The sequence below is a fragment of the Stenotrophomonas sp. YJH_SMC_122 genome (assembly GCF_059369535.1).
In genome coordinates, this window is record NZ_JCAFST010000010.1 from 17,815 (window position 1) to 33,992 (window position 16,178).

The following is a 16,178-nucleotide window of genomic DNA, read 5'->3' on the forward strand; positions in this document are numbered from 1 at the left end:
CTTCGGGGCCTCTTCGCGTTTTCCCTACGGCGGGGTATGCTGCAATGACCGGCCGTTGTCGATACGCTCAGGGTCGGAACCTAATACATCACGATTCCTGGAGGGGGAATATGAGTCTGGATCGTCCCTGGCTGCAGAGCTATCCGAAAGGCGTTCCCGCCGAAATCGACGTCAACGAGTTCCATTCGGTAGCTTCGGTCTTCGACGCTTCCGTCGCGAAGTTCCGCGACCGTCCTGCCTACTCCAGCTTCGGCAAGGTCCTCACCTATGGCGAGACCGACGCGCTGGTCAATCAGTTCGCGGCCTACCTGCTGGGAGAGCTCAAGCTCAAGAAGGGCGACCGCGTCGCCCTGATGATGCCCAACTGCCTGCAGTACCCGGTGGCCACCTTCGGCGTGCTGCGCGCCGGCCTGACCGTGGTCAACGTCAACCCGCTGTACACCGCGCGCGAGCTCAAGCACCAGCTGGTCGATGCCGGCGTGACCGCGCTGGTGGTGGTCGACAACTTCGGTGACACCGTCGAGCAGGTCATCGCCGATACGCCGGTCAAGCACGTGGTCACCACCGGCCTGGGCGACCTGCTTGGCGCCAAGGGCGTGATCGTCAACTTCGTGCTGAAGTACATCAAGAAGATGGTGCCCAACTACCATCTCAAGGGCGCGGTGCGCTTCCGCCAGGCGCTCAAGATCGGCAGCCGCCACAGCCTGCCCAAGGTCGAGATCGACCACGACGACATTGCGTTCCTGCAGTACACCGGCGGCACCACCGGCGTGGCCAAGGGCGCGATGCTGACCAACCGCAACCTGATCGCCAACATGCAGCAGGCCTCGGCCTGGATCAGTGCGTCGGGCATCGAGATGGGCAAGGAGTGGATCATCACCGCCCTGCCGCTGTACCACATCTTCGCACTGACCGCGAACGGGCTGGTCTTCATGAAGTTCGGTGGCTGCAACCACCTGATCACCAACCCGCGGGACATGAAGGGCTTCGTCAAGGAGCTCAAGTCGGTGCGTTTCACCGCCATCACCGGCGTCAACACGCTGTTCAATGGCCTGCTCAACACCCCCGGCTTCGACACGGTCGACTTTTCCTCGCTGAAGGTCACCCTGGGCGGTGGCATGGCGGTGCAGCGTGCCGTGGCCGAGCGCTGGAAGAAGGTCACCGGGGTGACCCTGGTCGAGGCCTATGGCCTGACCGAGACCTCACCGGCGGCCTGCATAAACCCGCTCACCCTGACCGAATACAACGGCTCGATCGGCTTGCCGATCCCGTCCACCGATGCCTGCATCAAGGACGACAACAGCGCCATCCTGCCGCTGGGCGAGGTCGGCGAGCTCTGCATCAAGGGCCCGCAGGTGATGAAGGGCTACTGGCAGCGCCCGGAGGAAACCGCCAAGGCGATCGATGCCGACGGCTGGCTGCATACCGGCGACATGGCGAAGATGGACGAACACGGCTTCTTCTACATCGTCGACCGCAAGAAGGACATGATCCTGGTGTCCGGCTTCAACGTGTACCCGAATGAAGTCGAGGACGTGATCGCGATGATGCCGGGCGTGCTGGAAGTGGCCGCGGTCGGTGTCCCGGACGACAAGTCCGGCGAGGTGGTGAAGGTGGTCATCGTGAAGAAGGACCCGAACCTGACCGCCGAAATGGTCAAGGAGCATGCCCGGGCCAACCTGACCGGCTACAAGCATCCCAAAATCGTTGAATTCCGAAAGGAGCTGCCGAAGACCAATGTCGGCAAGATCCTCCGTCGCGAACTCCGCGATACGCCCGCCCAGTAAGGGTTTTCGGCAATTTGAACGGCACCGGGCCCGGGGCGGAAACGTCCCGGGCCCTTTCGCATGCGACGCCCCTGGGGCGGTGTAGCATCGCCGCGTGTGTGGACCGTTCGGCCCGCCGGCCACCCACCTGACACTGCGGGCCGCATGCCGAGGACCCTTCCATGAGTACCATCGAAAAGCTGCCTTCAAGCGGCTCACCGTTCGCCACCATCCGTACCGAAGACAGCGCCGACGGCGCTGCCCACTGGCTGTTCATGCACGCCGATGCCGCCACCGGGATCCGCCCCTGCTGCCGCAAGGACATGCTCGACGAAATGTGGAGCTACATGGCGGCCATCACCCGCAGCCCTGCCGAACGCCACAACGGAACCTTGCGGCATTTCGTGCTGGCCTCCGATGCCGTCGCCTACAACCTGGGCGGCGACCTGGACCTGTTCACCCGCCTGATCCGCGAAGGCAACCGCGACCTCCTGCTGAACTACGCCCAGCGCTGCGTGGAGGGCGTGCACCACCTGCATACCGGGTTCGGCGGTGATGTCCGTTCGATCGCGCTGATCCAGGGCGACGCCCTCGGCGGTGGCCTGGAAATGGCCCTGGCCTGCCACACCATCGTCGCCGAGGAAGGCAGCGGACTGGGCCTGCCGGAGGTGCTGTTCGGCCTGTTCCCGGGCATGGGCGCCTATTCCTTCCTGTGCCGCCGGGTGTCGCCGCATCTGGCCGAGAAGATCATCCTCGACGGCCGGGTCTACAGCGCCGAGGAAATGCATGCGATGGGCGTGGTCGACGTACTGGTGAAGAAGGGCGAAGGCCGGGCCGCGGTGGAAGAACTGATCCGCCAGCAGCAGCGCACGCCGCAGTCCTATCTGGCGATGAACGCCGCACGCGCCATCGCCCAGCCGGTCAGCTACGACGAACTGCTGGAGATCACCAAGGTATGGGTCGATTCCGCCCTCGCACTCGGCGACCGCTCGCTGCGCACCATGGATCGCCTGATCAAGGCCCAGACCCGTCGCGCCAGCCTCGACGCAGCCTGATTCATCCCTCCCCCAGGATGGGTTCAAGCCCGGTTGGCCACCGGGCTTTTTTTATGGACCATGCCGTGGTTCAGCGCGCCTCGCCATCGTCGGCAGCGCCGCGCAGCCGGCGTTCGGCCCGTGCCTCCAGTGCACGCCGGCCTTCCTTGATCGCCTCCTGCAGGATGCCCAGGCGCGTGCGCCATTCGGTCTTCAGCTGCCAGTCGGCCATCCGCATCAGCTCGCCGGCACGGTTGGACGCGCGCATCAGGCCGAGGTTGCTGGCCACGCCCTTGATCGCGTGGGATTGTTCGCGGAACACATCCCACCGCGTGGCCTCACCGGCCTGCTCGGCCTTGCCCATGCAGCCCGCCACGTCCTCCAGGCATTGGCGGATGAACTCACGTTCGAAGCCCTCGCCCATGCCCAGCGAGGCCAGCTCGTCCAGCACGCTGCTGTCGAGCACCCCATCCTGCAGCGCCATCGGTCGCACCACCGGTGCGGCCATGGTCTTCAGCTGGGCGTTGCTGGCGATCTCCGCCAGCGTATCGAGCAGGCGCACCGCCACCACGGGCTTGGCCAGGAACGCATGCGCCCCAGCCTGGGTACAGCGCTGGATCGCCTCGGGCGTGACATCGGCGCTGAGCACCAGCACCGGCGTGCGCGGTCCGCCGCCGGCCTGCATCACCCGCAACTCCTTCAGCATGTCCAGCCCGCTCATGCCCGGCATGTGCAGGTCGACAATGACCGCGTCGAACTCACTGTCGGCCAGCGCATCCAGCACCGCCTCACCGCCATCCACGCACAGCACGCGATGCCCGGCCTTCTGCAGCAGGCGCTGCAGGACCATGCGGTTGGCCTCGTGGTCGTCGGCCACCAGGATCTGCATGCTGCGCACGCGGGCGCGATGGCGCAGGAACGGGTCGGCAAATGCGATCACGTTGCCGCCCGGCCCCACGTCTTCGTCGCCGGTCAGGCTCGGCACCGCACCCGGCACCTGCGGCTGCGGCGGCGCGAACGGCAGCTCGACCCAGAAGTGGCTGCCGCGAGGCGGGTTTTCCAGATAGCCGATATCGCCGTCCATTGCTTCGACCAGGCCCTTGGCGATGGTTGTGCCCAGCCCGGTGCCCTCGTGGCGACGCGCCATGCTGACGTCAGCCTGCTCGAAGGCATCGAACAGCCGCGCACGCATGGCCGGGGCCACGCCGATGCCGGTGTCGAGGATGTCGAAGCGCAGCCGCACCGCGCCACTGGTATCGGCCTGCACCACGCTGACACGGATTTCGACCCGGCCGTGATCGGTGAACTTGACCGCGTTGCCGGCCAGGTTCAGCAGGATCTGCCGCAGGTGCCCGACGTCTCCGCGCACGCGTGGCGGCACGCCATCGGCGACCTTCACCCGGTAATCCAGGCGCTTGGCCTTGGCCTGCGGCAACAGGATCAGCCCGATCGCCTGGATCACGTCGGCCACGGCGAAGTCTTCGGCCACCACGCGCAGCTTGCCGGCCTCGATGGCCGAGATGTCCAGCACTTCCTCCACCAGCGCCAGCAGGCTGCGCGACGACGCCTGGATGGTGTTGAGGCACTCGCGCTGCTCCTCGTCCAGGCGCGTGGTCGCCAGCACTTCGGTCATGCCGTTGAGGCCGTTCAACGGCGTGCGGAACTCGTGGCTCATGTTGGCCAGGAAACGGCTCTTGGCCTCGCTGGCACGGCGCGCCTCGGCCATCGCTTCGGTCAGCTGCCGCAGCAGTGTCGAGAAGTACAGCGGCACCGCCGCCAGGCCGAGCCAGAGGCCGATGGCCAGACGGAAATTCTGTTGCCAGTAAGGCGTCAGCAGCACCGTGCAACCGAAGCTCACCATCGCCATCGCCACCGCCACGTACAGGTAGTGGTTGCCGAAGCGCATGCCGTTGCCGACCGTCACCCACATCACCACGATGTAGACCCAGGCCAGGGGCTCGCCCATCTGCACCATGCCGGCAGCGATCAGGCCATAGTCGGCGAGCATGCCCAGCACGCGGCGGGGATCGGAACGCGCCGGCCGCCACAGCAGCCAGCCGAACAGCAGCAGCGACAGGCTCAGGCCGGTCAATACGATCGCCAGCACGCCCACGTACTGCGTGTGCGGCAGGTCGTGGCGCGGCGCCGGCAACAGCACATAGGCCAGGATCAGGCTGATCAGGACAATACGGACGATCTGCTGGCCGTGTTCGCTGTCCTGGCGCTGGGACAGGCGCAGCCGCAGCCGCGACAACAGCCGTTTCACGCGCCCAGCCCCGGGCGCGCGGACGCCATCGAATGCTCGGCGCAGATCTGGTCCAGCTGTTCGCGGCCGCGCAGCAGCGCGTCCACGCATCGGGGATCGAACAGCCGGCCACGCTGGGCGTAGAGATAAGCCAGGGTGGCTTCCATGGTCCATGCTTCCTTGTACGGACGGGGCGAAATCAGGGCGTCGAAGACATCGGCGACAGCCACGATGCGCGCTTCCAGCGGAATCGCATCGCCGACCAGCCCATCGGGATAGCCGCTGCCGTCGTAGCGCTCATGATGACGCAGTGCGATCAACGCGCCAACCTGGATGAAACGATTCTGGCTGCCGCTCAGCAGTTCATGGCCAATCCGCGGGTGCCGGCGCATGATCGCCAGCTCCTCCTCGTTGAGCTTGCCCTGCTTGAGCAGCACCGCATCGGGAATGGCAATCTTGCCCATGTCATGCAGCGGCGCAGCCATTTCGATCAGGCGCACCTCCTCCTCGGGCAGCCCGAGCTGTTCGGCAATCAGGCCGGCCACACGTGCCATGCGCTCCAGGTAGGCGCTGGTGCCGGCATCACGGAACTCGATCGCGCGCGCCAGCCGCGACAGCGTTTCGCGCTCCCGCTCTTCGACCTCATGCATGCTGGCCAGCAGGCGCTGCTCCAGCGACAGCGCCCGTTGCTTCACGTTCTCGGTCTGCTGGCGCAGCTGCAGCAGGTTGTAGCAGCGCGCACGCAGTTCGCGCGGGCGGATCGGCTTGACCAGGAAGTCGATGACCCCTGCTTCCAGTGCCGCCTGCCGGATCGGCTCGTCACCGACCACGGTGATCAGGATCACCGGAATGTCGCGGTGCTTGGGCAGCCGACGGAAACGACGAGCGAATTCCAGCCCGTCCATCTCCGGCATGCGGTAATCGAGCAGCAGCAGGTCGACCGGATGGGCTTCGCACCAGGCCAATGCGGTCAGCGGATCGCCGAAGTCATACACGCTCAGTTCCGGCGCGATGTCTTCGATGACGTGACGCAGCATCGTCCGGGCGGAAGTCTGGTCATCAACGATGACGATATTCAACGCGTACTCTGCCTGGTTTTTCGACCACGCTGGATCATCAGCAGGCGAGGATACTCTGCCGCTGCGAACGCTCGCACCCTGCATCGGCCTGACTCCCGTGTCGTGCATCCCGATTCATGATCGTCATCACAATGTGAAGCGGACTCCCCACACCGTGCCTTCCCCTGACGCCGATCAAGCCATAACAGGCGTCAAGGTAGTGCAATTACGATACGCCGAGTGCGGGACGCGTCAATCGCGCCGTCTCGTTTCGGGACGGCGCGCACAAACGGGAGTCAAAAAGGTGACTTACTGCTCCGGACGCATGTACGGGAACAGCAGCACATCGCGGATCGAGCTGCTGCCGGTCAGCAGCATCACCAGACGATCGACGCCGATGCCCAGGCCGCCGGTCGGGGCCATGCCGTACTCCAGCGCACGGATGTAGTCGGCGTCGTAGTGCATGGCCTCGTCGTCGCCACCTTCCTTCGCGGCCACCTGGGCCTGGAAGCGCTGGGCCTGGTCTTCCGGGTCGTTCAACTCGGAGAAGCCATTGGCCAGCTCCTTGCCGTTGACGAACAGCTCGAAGCGGTCGGTGTAGCCCGGATCATTGTCGTTGGCACGGGCCAGCGGCGAGACTTCCACCGGATGGTCGGTGATGAAGGTCGGCTGGATCAGGGTGTGCTCGACGGTGGCCTCGAAGATCTCAAGCAGCAGCTTGCCCCAGCCGTAGGACGGCTTGACGCGGATGTTCAAGCGCTCGCAATGGCGCAGCAGCGCGTCACGGTCGGTGCAGTCGGCAACCGAGATTTCCGGGTTGTGGTGGCGCACGGCTTCGTCCATGCGCCAGCGGCGGAACGCCGGGCCCAGGTCGATCTTCGCACCGTCCCACTCGACCTCGGTGCTGCCGTTGACCGTCTTGGCCACGTCACGGATCACGCCTTCGGTCAGGTCCATGATCTCGTTGTACGTGGCATAGGCCTCGTACAGCTCCATCATGGTGAATTCCGGATTGTGGCGGGTGCTGACGCCTTCGTTGCGGAAGTTGCGGTTGATCTCGTACACGCGCTCCAGGCCGCCCACGGTCAGTCGCTTGAGGTACAGCTCCGGCGCCACGCGCAGGTACAGGTCCAGGTCCAGCGCGTTGTGGTGGGTGGTGAACGGCTTGGCCGCCGCGCCGCCGGGGATGTAATGCATCATCGGCGTCTCGACTTCCAGGAAGTCGCGGTTGTCCAGCCACGCACGCATGGCGCGGATGATCTTCGAGCGCTTGATGAAGACCGCGCGCGACTCCGGGGTGACGATCAGGTCGACGTAACGCTGGCGGTAACGCTGCTCGACGTCGGCCAGGCCATGCCACTTGTCCGGCAGCGGGCGCAGCGACTTGGTCAGCAGGCGGATCGACTCGGCCTTGACCGACAGCTCGCCGGTCTTGGTGCGGGTCAGGCCGCCTTCGACGGCGATGATGTCGCCCACGTCCCAGCCCTTGAAGGCGGTGTAGGCATCGCCCAGCACGGCCCCCTGCAGGAACAGCTGGATGCGGCCGGACTCGTCCTGGATCTGCGCGAAGCTCGCCTTGCCCATGATGCGCTTGGCCATCAGGCGGCCGGCCATCTTCACCTGGCGGCCGTTGCCTTCCAGCGCCTCGGCGGTCCACTGTCCGGCATCGGCGAATTCTTCCTGCAGGCGGCCGGCGAAGTCCTCACGACGGAAATCGTTCGGGTACGCGATGCCCTGCCCACGCAGCGCTTTGAGTTTCTCACGGCGCTCGGCGATCAACTTGTTCTCGTCGACGGGGGGGGTATCGGTAGCTTCGCTCATGGATCTGCGGGAATCGTGTAGTGAGGGGGGATGCAGCGCCCGGCACAGCCGGTTGCCCAGCATACCAAAACCGCCCAGCCCCAGCCGGGAGAGGGGTCAGATCCCTCTGCTGCGCAAAGGGATCTGACCCCGCCCGGGCCCTCACCTGGACTCTGGATGTCTACCCGTTGCCGGGGAACGCCTGCCGCAGCTCGTCCACCAGCACCCGCTGGTTCTCCGAGTAATCGACCGGTACCGACACCAGGTGCACCCCGCCCTCGTTGAAGGCCGCCTGCAGGGTCGGGATGAACTGCTCGATGGCGGTCACCTCGTGGCCCTTGCAGCCGTAGGCCTCCGCGTACTTCACGAAATCCGGGTTGCTGAAGGTCATGCCGTAGTCGGTGAAGCCATCCACCGCCTGCTTCCAGCGGATCATGCCGTAGGCGCCGTCGTTGAGGATCAGCACCACCAGGTTCAGGCCCAGCCGGCGCGCTGTCTCCAGCTCCTGGCTGTTCATCATGAATCCACCGTCGCCACACACCGCCAGCACTCGTCGTTGCGGGTACAGGATCGAGGCCATGATCGCCGACGGCAGGCCCGCGCCCATGGTCGCCAGCGCGTTGTCCAGCAACAGCGTGTTGGCCACCTGGGTGCGGTAGTTGCGCGCAAACCAGATCTTGTACATGCCGTTGTCCAGCGCCACGATGCCGTCCGGCGGCATCACCTGGCGCACGTCGTGCACCAGCCGCTGCGGGGTGAACCGGGCCTCTTCGGCACGGTCGGCCAGGTGCTCGAGGATGGTCGCGCGCAGCGGCAGCAGCGCAGCGGCATTCGGCACCGCGCCTTCGATGCGGTCGGCCAGTTGGGTCAGCGAACGGCCGATGTCGCCGATCACCTCCACCTGCGGGAAGTACACCTGTTCCACCGCCGCCTGCGAGTAGCCGATATGGATCACGGTCGGCCCACCCGGGCGCATCACGAACGGCGGCTTCTCGGTGACCTCGTGGCCGATGGTCACGATCACGTCGGCCTGGTCGATCGCCATGTGCACGTAATCATGCTCGGTGAGCGCTGCGGTACCCATGTACAGGCCCGAGCCCCCGGCGACCGCGCCCTTGCCCATCTGCGTGGTGAAGAACGGAATGCCGGCGCGCAGCACGAACGCCGACAGCGCCTCGCTGGACTGCGGCCGCGACGCCGCCGAAGCGATCATCAGCAGCGGACGCCGGGCGTTGCGGATGGTCTCTGCCGCCCGATCCAGCGCTTCCGGGCTGGCGATGGGACGATCCACCGCGTGCGGCGGAACCAGCGCCACGCCTTCGACCTCATCGGCGGCGATGTCTTCGGGGAGTTCCAGCAGCACTGGGCCCGGGCGCTCTTCCTGGGCGACACGGAACGCCTCGCGGACGATGGTCGGGATGGTGCGTGCCGAGACGATCTGCCGCGCCTGCTTGGTCAGCGGCTTCATCGTGCCGACGATGTCGACGATCTGGAAGCGCGCCTGCTTGCTGGCGACGATGCCCTTCTGGCCAGTGATCATGATCACCGGCCACGCACCGAGCAGCGCATAGGCGGCGCCGGTGGTGAAGTTGAGCGCGCCCGGACCGAGCGTGGCCAGGCACACGCCCGGCTTGCCGGTCAGGCGGCCATAGGTGGCCGCCATGAACACCGCTGCCTGTTCGTGGCGGGTGATGACCAGCTCGATGCTGGAATGGCGGAGCGACTCGACCACGTCGAGGTTTTCTTCGCCGGGAATACCGAAAATGCGCTCGACGCCTTCGTTCTCAAGTGCGGCGACGAGCAGATCTGAACCCTTGGACATCGGATGCCGTCCTTTGTGCTGGACTGATGGTGGATCGTTGCAGGAGGAATGAGAGCCGCGCGTCAATGCTTGTCGAACCACACTGTCTGCGCGTTGACGAATTCACGGATGCCGAAGTGCGAGAGCTCGCGGCCGAAGCCGCTCTTCTTCACGCCGCCGATCGGCACGCGAGGGTCTGAAGCGGAGAAGCCGTTGACGAACACGCCGCCGGTCTGCAGCCGGCGTGCCAGCTGCATCGCTCGGGCGCGGTCGCCGGTCCAGAGGTTGCCGCTGAGGCCGAATTCGCTCTGGTTGGCCAGTTCCACCGCATGGTCGGCATCGCGGGCGCGGCTGATCGAGGCCACCGGCCCGAACGTTTCCGTATCAAAGGCCTGCATGCCCGGCTCCACGTCCGCCAGCACGGTGGGCGCATAGAACGCGCCCGGGCGATCGAGCTGATGGCCACCGACAAGCAGCTGCGCGCCTGCGTCGACCGAGGCGCGCACCTGCGCGTCCAACTGTTCCAGCAGGTCCTGGCGTGCCATCGGCCCGATGCGGTTGGCCGGGTCGCGGCCATCGCCGATGGTCAGTGCCTGCACCTTCTGGCAGAACTGCGCCACGAAACGATCGTAGACCGCGTCTTCGACGATGATGCGCTTTCCGGCGATGCAGACCTGCCCGGTGTTCTGGAAGCGCGAGGCCACCGCCGCATCAACGGCGGCGTCCAGATCGGCGTCGGCCAGCACGATGAACGGATCCGAGCCACCCAACTCCAGCACCACCTTCTTCAGCGCCTGCCCGGCCTGGGCCGCGATGCTGCGGCCTGCGGCCACGCTGCCGGTCAGGGTCACTGCGGCGATGCGGTCATCGGCGATCGCGCGGCTGGTGCCCTCGCGGCTGATGTTGGCGGCGATGAAGGTGCCTTCCGGCAGCCCGGCATCGCGCCAGGCCGCGTCGAGCAGCTGCGCGGTACCGACGATGTTCTCGGCCGGCTTCAGCAGGAAGCCGTTGCCGCCCATCAGGATCGGCACCGCCGCACGCATCACCTGCCAGTACGGGAAGTTCCACGGCATGATGCCCAGCACCACGCCCAGCGGCAGGTAGGACACGTAAGCCTTGTCGTCGGGCACCTGGGTCGGTTCGTCGCGCAGGAACTGCGCGCCGTGGTCCGCGTACCAGTCGCACAGCACGGCACATTTCTCGATTTCGGCCAGCGCTTCAGCCTGGACCTTGCCCATTTCGGCAGTGGCCAGCGCGGCCAGCTTCTCGCGGTCACGCCGCAGTACGGCGGCCATCGCTCGCAGTACGTCTGCGCGCTCTTCGAGGCTCTTGACGCTCCAGGCCGCAAAGCCGACCTGGCCGCGATCGAGGATTGTTTCCAGCTCGGCATCGGTGGCGAAGGGATGGCTGGCGATCTGCTGGCCGGTGGCCGGATCGCGGGAAATGGCGGTGGTGGGGGCAGCGGACATGCAGGGCTCCTGTTGTCTCGGCAACGGGCAGCGGCCCGTCTTCTGCACAGGAATGTGGACCCGATTGGCGGAGGCAACAAGGCGTCTGCTTATCCTGTGACTTGCACTTACCTGCCTGAATGGGGCTCTTGGCAGGGCTGCGCCCTGCACCCGCAGAGGCTTCAAGCCAAGCCAAGGCAACGGCAACGGCAGAAGCTGGCATTCCGTGGGTTGGCGGGGCGGGTCCGGTTGAGGGGGACGCTGCAAGTACATCCATGTAAGCTCGGTCGCCGCATCCATGCGGCTCACGCCCCCGCAACCGGACCCACCCCGCCTTCGACAGAGTTCTGCGATCTGTCGGGAATACTCTTGGGATCTGACCCCGGAATTTCTTTCGATATCTGACAGATGTGTCGACCAAGGTCGACACCTACCAACGGCCGCGCGAAATTTGTCTGAGGCGGGGCGGTGTGGGTTGGCAGGACCGTTGGCGCCATGGATGGCGCCATCGAGCCCCCATGGACGGGTTTACGGCGTGTCCTGCCAACCCACACCGCCCCGCCATCCCACCGAATGCCCGCCTTTGCTGTTGCCGTTGCTTCGGCCTCTGCGGGTGCAGGGCGCAGCCCTGCCGAACACCCCCTACTTCCGCGGCAGGTAGGTCACCAGGGACAGGTCATGCCGGCTCTCCGGCACCAGCGCCACGTACTGCAGGTCCAGCAACCCGCGCGTGGGGTGGTTCAGCTTCTTCGCCCCTTCATCGAACCGGCGCACGTCGTGCTCCGGCCACCACTGGCGGAACTCTTCGCTGTGCGCGGCGATGTCCTCCACCAGCGCCAGGAACGGCGCCTTGTCCGGCGCCTGCGCCATCGCCGCGCGGAAGCCGGCCAGCAGGCCGCGGGTCATTTCTTCCCAGTTGAGGATCAATGTGCGGTATGGCGGGTACAGGAACATCAGCCGCAGCGTGTTGCGCTCATGCGGCGCCAACTGGCTGTAGTCCACGAACAGATCGGCAATGGCCGGGTTCCAGGCCAGGATGTCAAAGCGGGTGTTGCGCACGTAGGCCGGGATCGGCTGCATCGCCTCCACCAACTGGCGCAGGCCATCGGTCACGCTCTCGTCCGGTGACTCCAGCGGCACGCCGTAGCCGGACAGCGCAAACGCATAGGCGCGCTCGTCGTCGCTCATGCGCAGCACCTGCGCCAGCCGCTCCAGCACCTCGGGCGAGGCGCGCACTTCACGGCCCTGCTCGATCCAGGTGTACCAGCTGACGCTGACCCCGATCGCCAGCGCGACTTCCTCGCGTTTCAGGCCCGGGGTACGCCGGCGCCCGGCCGGCAGGCCGAGCGTGGCGGGGTCGACACGGGCGCGGCAGGCCTTGAGGAAGCCGCCGAGTTCCTTGCGTTCACTTTCGCTGCGCATAATCGGCCCGTCCTACCCTTTGTAGCGTCGAGCCATGCTCGACGCGTCCGCCAGCTCGCGAAAAGCAGCCGAGCGTGGCTCGGCTCTACAAAAAACCAGTTCAGCCACCCTCGGCGTTGCGCGCGAGGGTGATGATCTCCACGCAGGCGCGTCGATCAGGCATCGACGCGCTTGGAGCCCACGGCCAGGCCGGCCTTCAGGCTGGCCTCGACGAACTCGTCCAGGTCGCCGTCCAGCACCTTCTGCGTATCCGAACGCTCGATGCCGGTACGCAGGTCCTTGATACGGCTCTGGTCGAGCACGTAGTTGCGGATCTGACTGCCCCAGCCGATGTCGGACTTGGTCGCTTCCACCGCGTCCTTCTCGGCGTTGCGCTTCTGGATCTCCAGCTCGTACAGCTTGGCCGCCAGCATCTTCATCGCGTTGTCGCGGTTCTGGTGCTGGCTGCGGCCGGTCTGGCAGGCCACGACGATGTTGGTCGGGATGTGGGTGATACGCACCGCCGACTCGGTCTTGTTGACGTGCTGGCCACCGGCACCGGACGAACGGTACACGTCGGTACGCAGGTCGGCCGGGTTGATGGTGATGTCGATGTTGTCATCGATCTCCGGCGACACGAACACCGAGGTGAAGCTGGTATGGCGGCGGTTGTCCGAGTCGAACGGCGACTTGCGGACCAGGCGGTGCACGCCGGTCTCGGTCTTCAGCCAGCCGTAGGCATAGTCGCCTTCCACGCGCAGCGTGGCGGACTTGATGCCGGCGACGTCGCCACCGGAGACTTCCATCAGCTCGGTCTTCCAGCCGCGCGACTCGCACCAGCGCAGGTACATGCGCAGCAGGATCTCGGCCCAGTCCTGGGCTTCGGTGCCACCGGCACCGGCCTGGATGTCGACGAACGCGGCCGCATTGTCCATCTCGCCGGAGAACATGCGCTGGAACTCCAGCTTCTCCACGTGCGCCTGGTGCTTGTCCAGATCGGCAACCACGGCCAGTGCGGTCTCCTCGTCCTGCTCGGACTCGGCCAGCTCCAGCAGTTCGGTGGCATCGTTCAGGCCATCGAGCACCGAGGCGATGCCGCCCACGGTCTTTTCCAGGCTGGAACGCTCGCGGCCCAGGTTCTGGGCGTACTCGGCGTTGTTCCAGACATCGGGGCTTTCCAGCTCCCGCGTTACTTCTTCAAGACGCTCTTTCTTGGCGTCGTAGTCAAAGATACCCCCGAAGCGACAGCACGCGATCAGTCAGATCGGTGATGCGCTGGCGGACAGGATTCAGTTCGATCATGTCGGCGGTTATGCATTCAAAAGATGACTGGTAATGATACCGCAGGCCGGGGATGCCCGGAATGAGGCCTCACCCTGCCCCCAGCGCCTGCCGCAGCAGCGGCAACTGGCGCCGGCTGCAGGGCACTTTCGCCCCGTCGGCCATGTGCAGCAGGGCCTCGCCACCGTCCAGCGGCTCGATCGAGCGCAGCTGGCCGCGGTGGATCAGCCAGCTGCGGTGCGGGCGCAGGAACTCGCCCGGGTCCAGCCGCTGCTCCAGCGCCGCCATGGTGATCCGCAGCGGATAATCGTGGCCGCGCACCCGCAGGTTCACGTAATTCCCCGCCGCCTGGGCGTACTCCACGTCGGCGGTGGCCACCAGGAATTCCTTGCCCAGCTTGCGCACCAGGAAGTGCTGGGGGCGCTCGACCGGCTCCACCGGCGGCCCGACGTCGGGCTCGGCCAGGAGGCTCGCCTCGCCCTGCCTGCGCCTGCCGAACCAGCTGGCAAAGTGCTCAAGCGCCACGAACATCGCGAACGTGCGCACATCCTTCAGGTACTCGTAGGCAAAACGCTCCAACAAACCGGCATCGTCCTGGTAGCGGTAGCCCAGCCACGCGTAGGCCACATGCCGCAGCAGGATCATCCCCGCCACATGCAGCAACGACCAGCCGACACTGGCCAACAGATACAGCGGCAGCCGCCGCGCCCAGGTGTCAGCATGCAGCGGCCAGCGCTCGCAGCCCCACCACAGCAGCGGCAGGGTCAACAGGACCAGGCCGAGGCTGCTGAACTCCCAGACCATTGGCTCCCACAGCCCGAGATCGGCGCCGCGGCGACTGGCGTCCATCACTTCCACCAGCGCATTGGTCACTGCCGAGGCCGACAGGATCGCCGCCCATACCAGCAGGCGGGTTGAAGTACGCCAGCGCGGTGGTCGGCCCTGGGTCATTGCTGCATCCATGTCGTTGCGGTGCTCCAGCCTGCCTCAAGGGACCAAGGGTAGCGGCTCCATTGGTCCCACCACCCCCGCCATTGGTCACTGCGCGGGTTCCGGCGGCCCCTCGGCAGTGGCTGCACGGGCCGGGCGGCGTCACCTTGGCTCGACCTTCCGGCACACCACCACCATGACCCGACGCCACGACATCGACGCCCTGCGCGTGTTCGCCTTCGCCCTGCTGATCCTCTACCACACCGCCATGGCCTACGTGGACGACTGGGGCTTTCACCTCAAGAGCGTGCATACCGCCGAATGGCTGCAGTGGCCGATGCTGTTCGTCAACCGCTGGCGGATGTCGCTGCTGTTCCTGATCTCGGGTATCGCCATCGCCCTGATGCGGCCGGAAGGCAGGTTGCTGCGCTTCGCCGCCCTGCGCACCTGGCGGCTGCTGCTGCCGCTGCTGTTCGGCATGTTCGTGATCGTGCCGATCCAGCCCTACTGCGAAGGCGTGGCCAACGGCCTCGTGGCGCCTGGCTTCGGCCACTTCCTGCTGCGCTACTGGCAGGTGCGGCCGTGGCCGGAAGGCAGCTTCGCCGGCTGGCAGTACGGCATCACCTGGAACCATCTGTGGTACCTGGCCTATCTTTGGAACTACACGCTGGCCTTGGCCCTGTTGATGCCATTGCTGGGAACGGCGGTGGTTCGCCGCGCGATGGCGCTCTGCGCAGCATCGCCTGTGCTGCTGATCGGCCTTCCGTCCGCCCTGCTGCTGGCCTGGGTGATCTGGCTGGAGCCGATCTACCCGTCCACCAACGCCCTGCTCAGCGACTGGTACCAGCACGCGAAGTACGCAACGGTATTCCTGGCGGGCTACCTGCTGGGTCGTGAGCCGGTGTTCTGGGAGCGCGTGGTCGCCCTGCGCCGCACCACGCTATGGCTGGCACTGGCTGCCGTTGGCTGGTATCTGGGGTTGCGCATCCTCGGCCAGGTGCTGCCCGCCGATTCCCCGCTGCGGCAATGGCCCGAACCGTTCTGGGACCTGCAGGGCCGGGCCAGCCAGTCGCTGTACGTCTGGACCGCGCTGCTGAGCATCCTCGGCTGGGGCAAAGTCTTCCTCGACCGCCCGTTCCACTGGCTGCCGTACTGCACCGAGGCGATCTATCCGTGGTACATGCTGCACCAGAGCCTGATCATCGCCCTGCTGTTCTGGCTCAAGCCACTTCAGTTGGGCCCATGGCTGGAACCGGCGCTGCTGCTGGGTGGCACCGTCGGCAGCTGCCTGCTGATCCATGAGCTGCTGATCCGCCGCGTGCGCTGGCTGCGGCCGCTGTTCGGCCTGCGTGCGAATCCGCCAGCGTCGCCGGTTGCACACGCTGCTCGGTTGTAGAGCCGAGCCCGCGCTCGG

The 16,178-nt window shown here is 66.1% G+C and carries 11 protein-coding genes; 3 read left to right on the forward strand and 8 right to left on the reverse strand.

Annotated elements, in window-relative coordinates; all coding sequences use genetic code 11:
• The first annotated feature begins 110 nt into the window (after positions 1 to 110).
• Positions 111 to 1,787: a long-chain fatty acid--CoA ligase gene (locus tag AC5P66_RS13980; RefSeq protein WP_053499432.1), complete on the forward strand. Its 1,677-nt coding sequence runs from the start codon at positions 111 to 113 to the stop codon at positions 1,785 to 1,787.
• 161 nt (positions 1,788 to 1,948) lie between these two features.
• On the forward strand, positions 1,949 to 2,821 hold the full coding sequence (locus tag AC5P66_RS13985; RefSeq protein ID WP_014647007.1) for a crotonase/enoyl-CoA hydratase family protein: 873 nt from the start codon (positions 1,949 to 1,951) through the stop codon (positions 2,819 to 2,821).
• A 70-nt stretch (positions 2,822 to 2,891) separates the two neighbouring features.
• On the opposite strand, the gene AC5P66_RS13990 is transcribed toward AC5P66_RS13985, so the two are convergent.
• From AC5P66_RS13990 to AC5P66_RS14025, 8 genes are all read right to left on the reverse strand, one after another.
• Positions 2,892 to 5,066, reverse strand: a complete 2,175-nt coding sequence (locus AC5P66_RS13990; protein WP_099495848.1) for a response regulator — start codon at positions 5,064 to 5,066, stop codon at positions 2,892 to 2,894.
• Positions 5,063 to 6,208 (reverse strand): cyclic di-GMP phosphodiesterase response regulator RpfG, encoded by a 1,146-nt coding sequence (gene rpfG, locus AC5P66_RS13995; protein WP_049435901.1) that lies wholly within the window; start codon positions 6,206 to 6,208, stop codon positions 5,063 to 5,065. The genes AC5P66_RS13990 and rpfG overlap by 4 nt, the downstream gene beginning before the upstream one ends.
• 204 nt (positions 6,209 to 6,412) lie before the next feature.
• The gene (lysS, locus tag AC5P66_RS14000; RefSeq protein ID WP_099487662.1) at positions 6,413 to 7,924 is read right to left on the reverse strand and encodes a lysine--tRNA ligase; all 1,512 of its coding nucleotides are present in this window, start codon (positions 7,922 to 7,924) and stop codon (positions 6,413 to 6,415) included.
• Positions 7,925 to 8,084: 160 nt separating this feature from the next.
• Complete coding sequence (locus AC5P66_RS14005) at positions 8,085 to 9,725, reverse strand: acetolactate synthase large subunit (protein WP_049441120.1); 1,641 nt, start codon at positions 9,723 to 9,725, stop codon at positions 8,085 to 8,087.
• A 62-nt stretch (positions 9,726 to 9,787) separates the two neighbouring features.
• A complete protein-coding gene (locus AC5P66_RS14010) occupies positions 9,788 to 11,173 on the reverse strand; it encodes an NAD-dependent succinate-semialdehyde dehydrogenase (protein WP_049441118.1) in 1,386 nt (461 codons plus the stop codon).
• 621 nt (positions 11,174 to 11,794) lie between these two features.
• Positions 11,795 to 12,577 carry a helix-turn-helix transcriptional regulator gene (locus tag AC5P66_RS14015; protein ID WP_019661470.1) on the reverse strand — a complete coding sequence of 261 codons (783 nt, stop codon included), beginning with the start codon at positions 12,575 to 12,577 and terminating at the stop codon, positions 11,795 to 11,797.
• 152 nt (positions 12,578 to 12,729) lie between these two features.
• A protein-coding gene (gene prfB, locus AC5P66_RS14020; RefSeq protein ID WP_099479803.1) for a peptide chain release factor 2 occupies positions 12,730 to 13,855 on the reverse strand; the annotation gives its coding sequence in 2 pieces (ribosomal slippage) (positions 12,730 to 13,779 and positions 13,781 to 13,855; 1,125 coding nt in all).
• Between the two features lie 69 nt (positions 13,856 to 13,924).
• Positions 13,925 to 14,785, reverse strand: coding sequence for a LytTR family DNA-binding domain-containing protein (locus AC5P66_RS14025; RefSeq protein ID WP_495216431.1), 861 nt, complete (start codon positions 14,783 to 14,785; stop codon positions 13,925 to 13,927).
• A gap of 175 nt (positions 14,786 to 14,960) precedes the next feature.
• On the opposite strand from AC5P66_RS14025, the gene AC5P66_RS14030 reads away from it, so the two are divergent.
• Complete coding sequence (locus AC5P66_RS14030; RefSeq protein WP_495216432.1) at positions 14,961 to 16,160, forward strand: acyltransferase family protein; 1,200 nt, start codon at positions 14,961 to 14,963, stop codon at positions 16,158 to 16,160.
• Positions 16,161 to 16,178 lie beyond the last annotated feature (18 nt).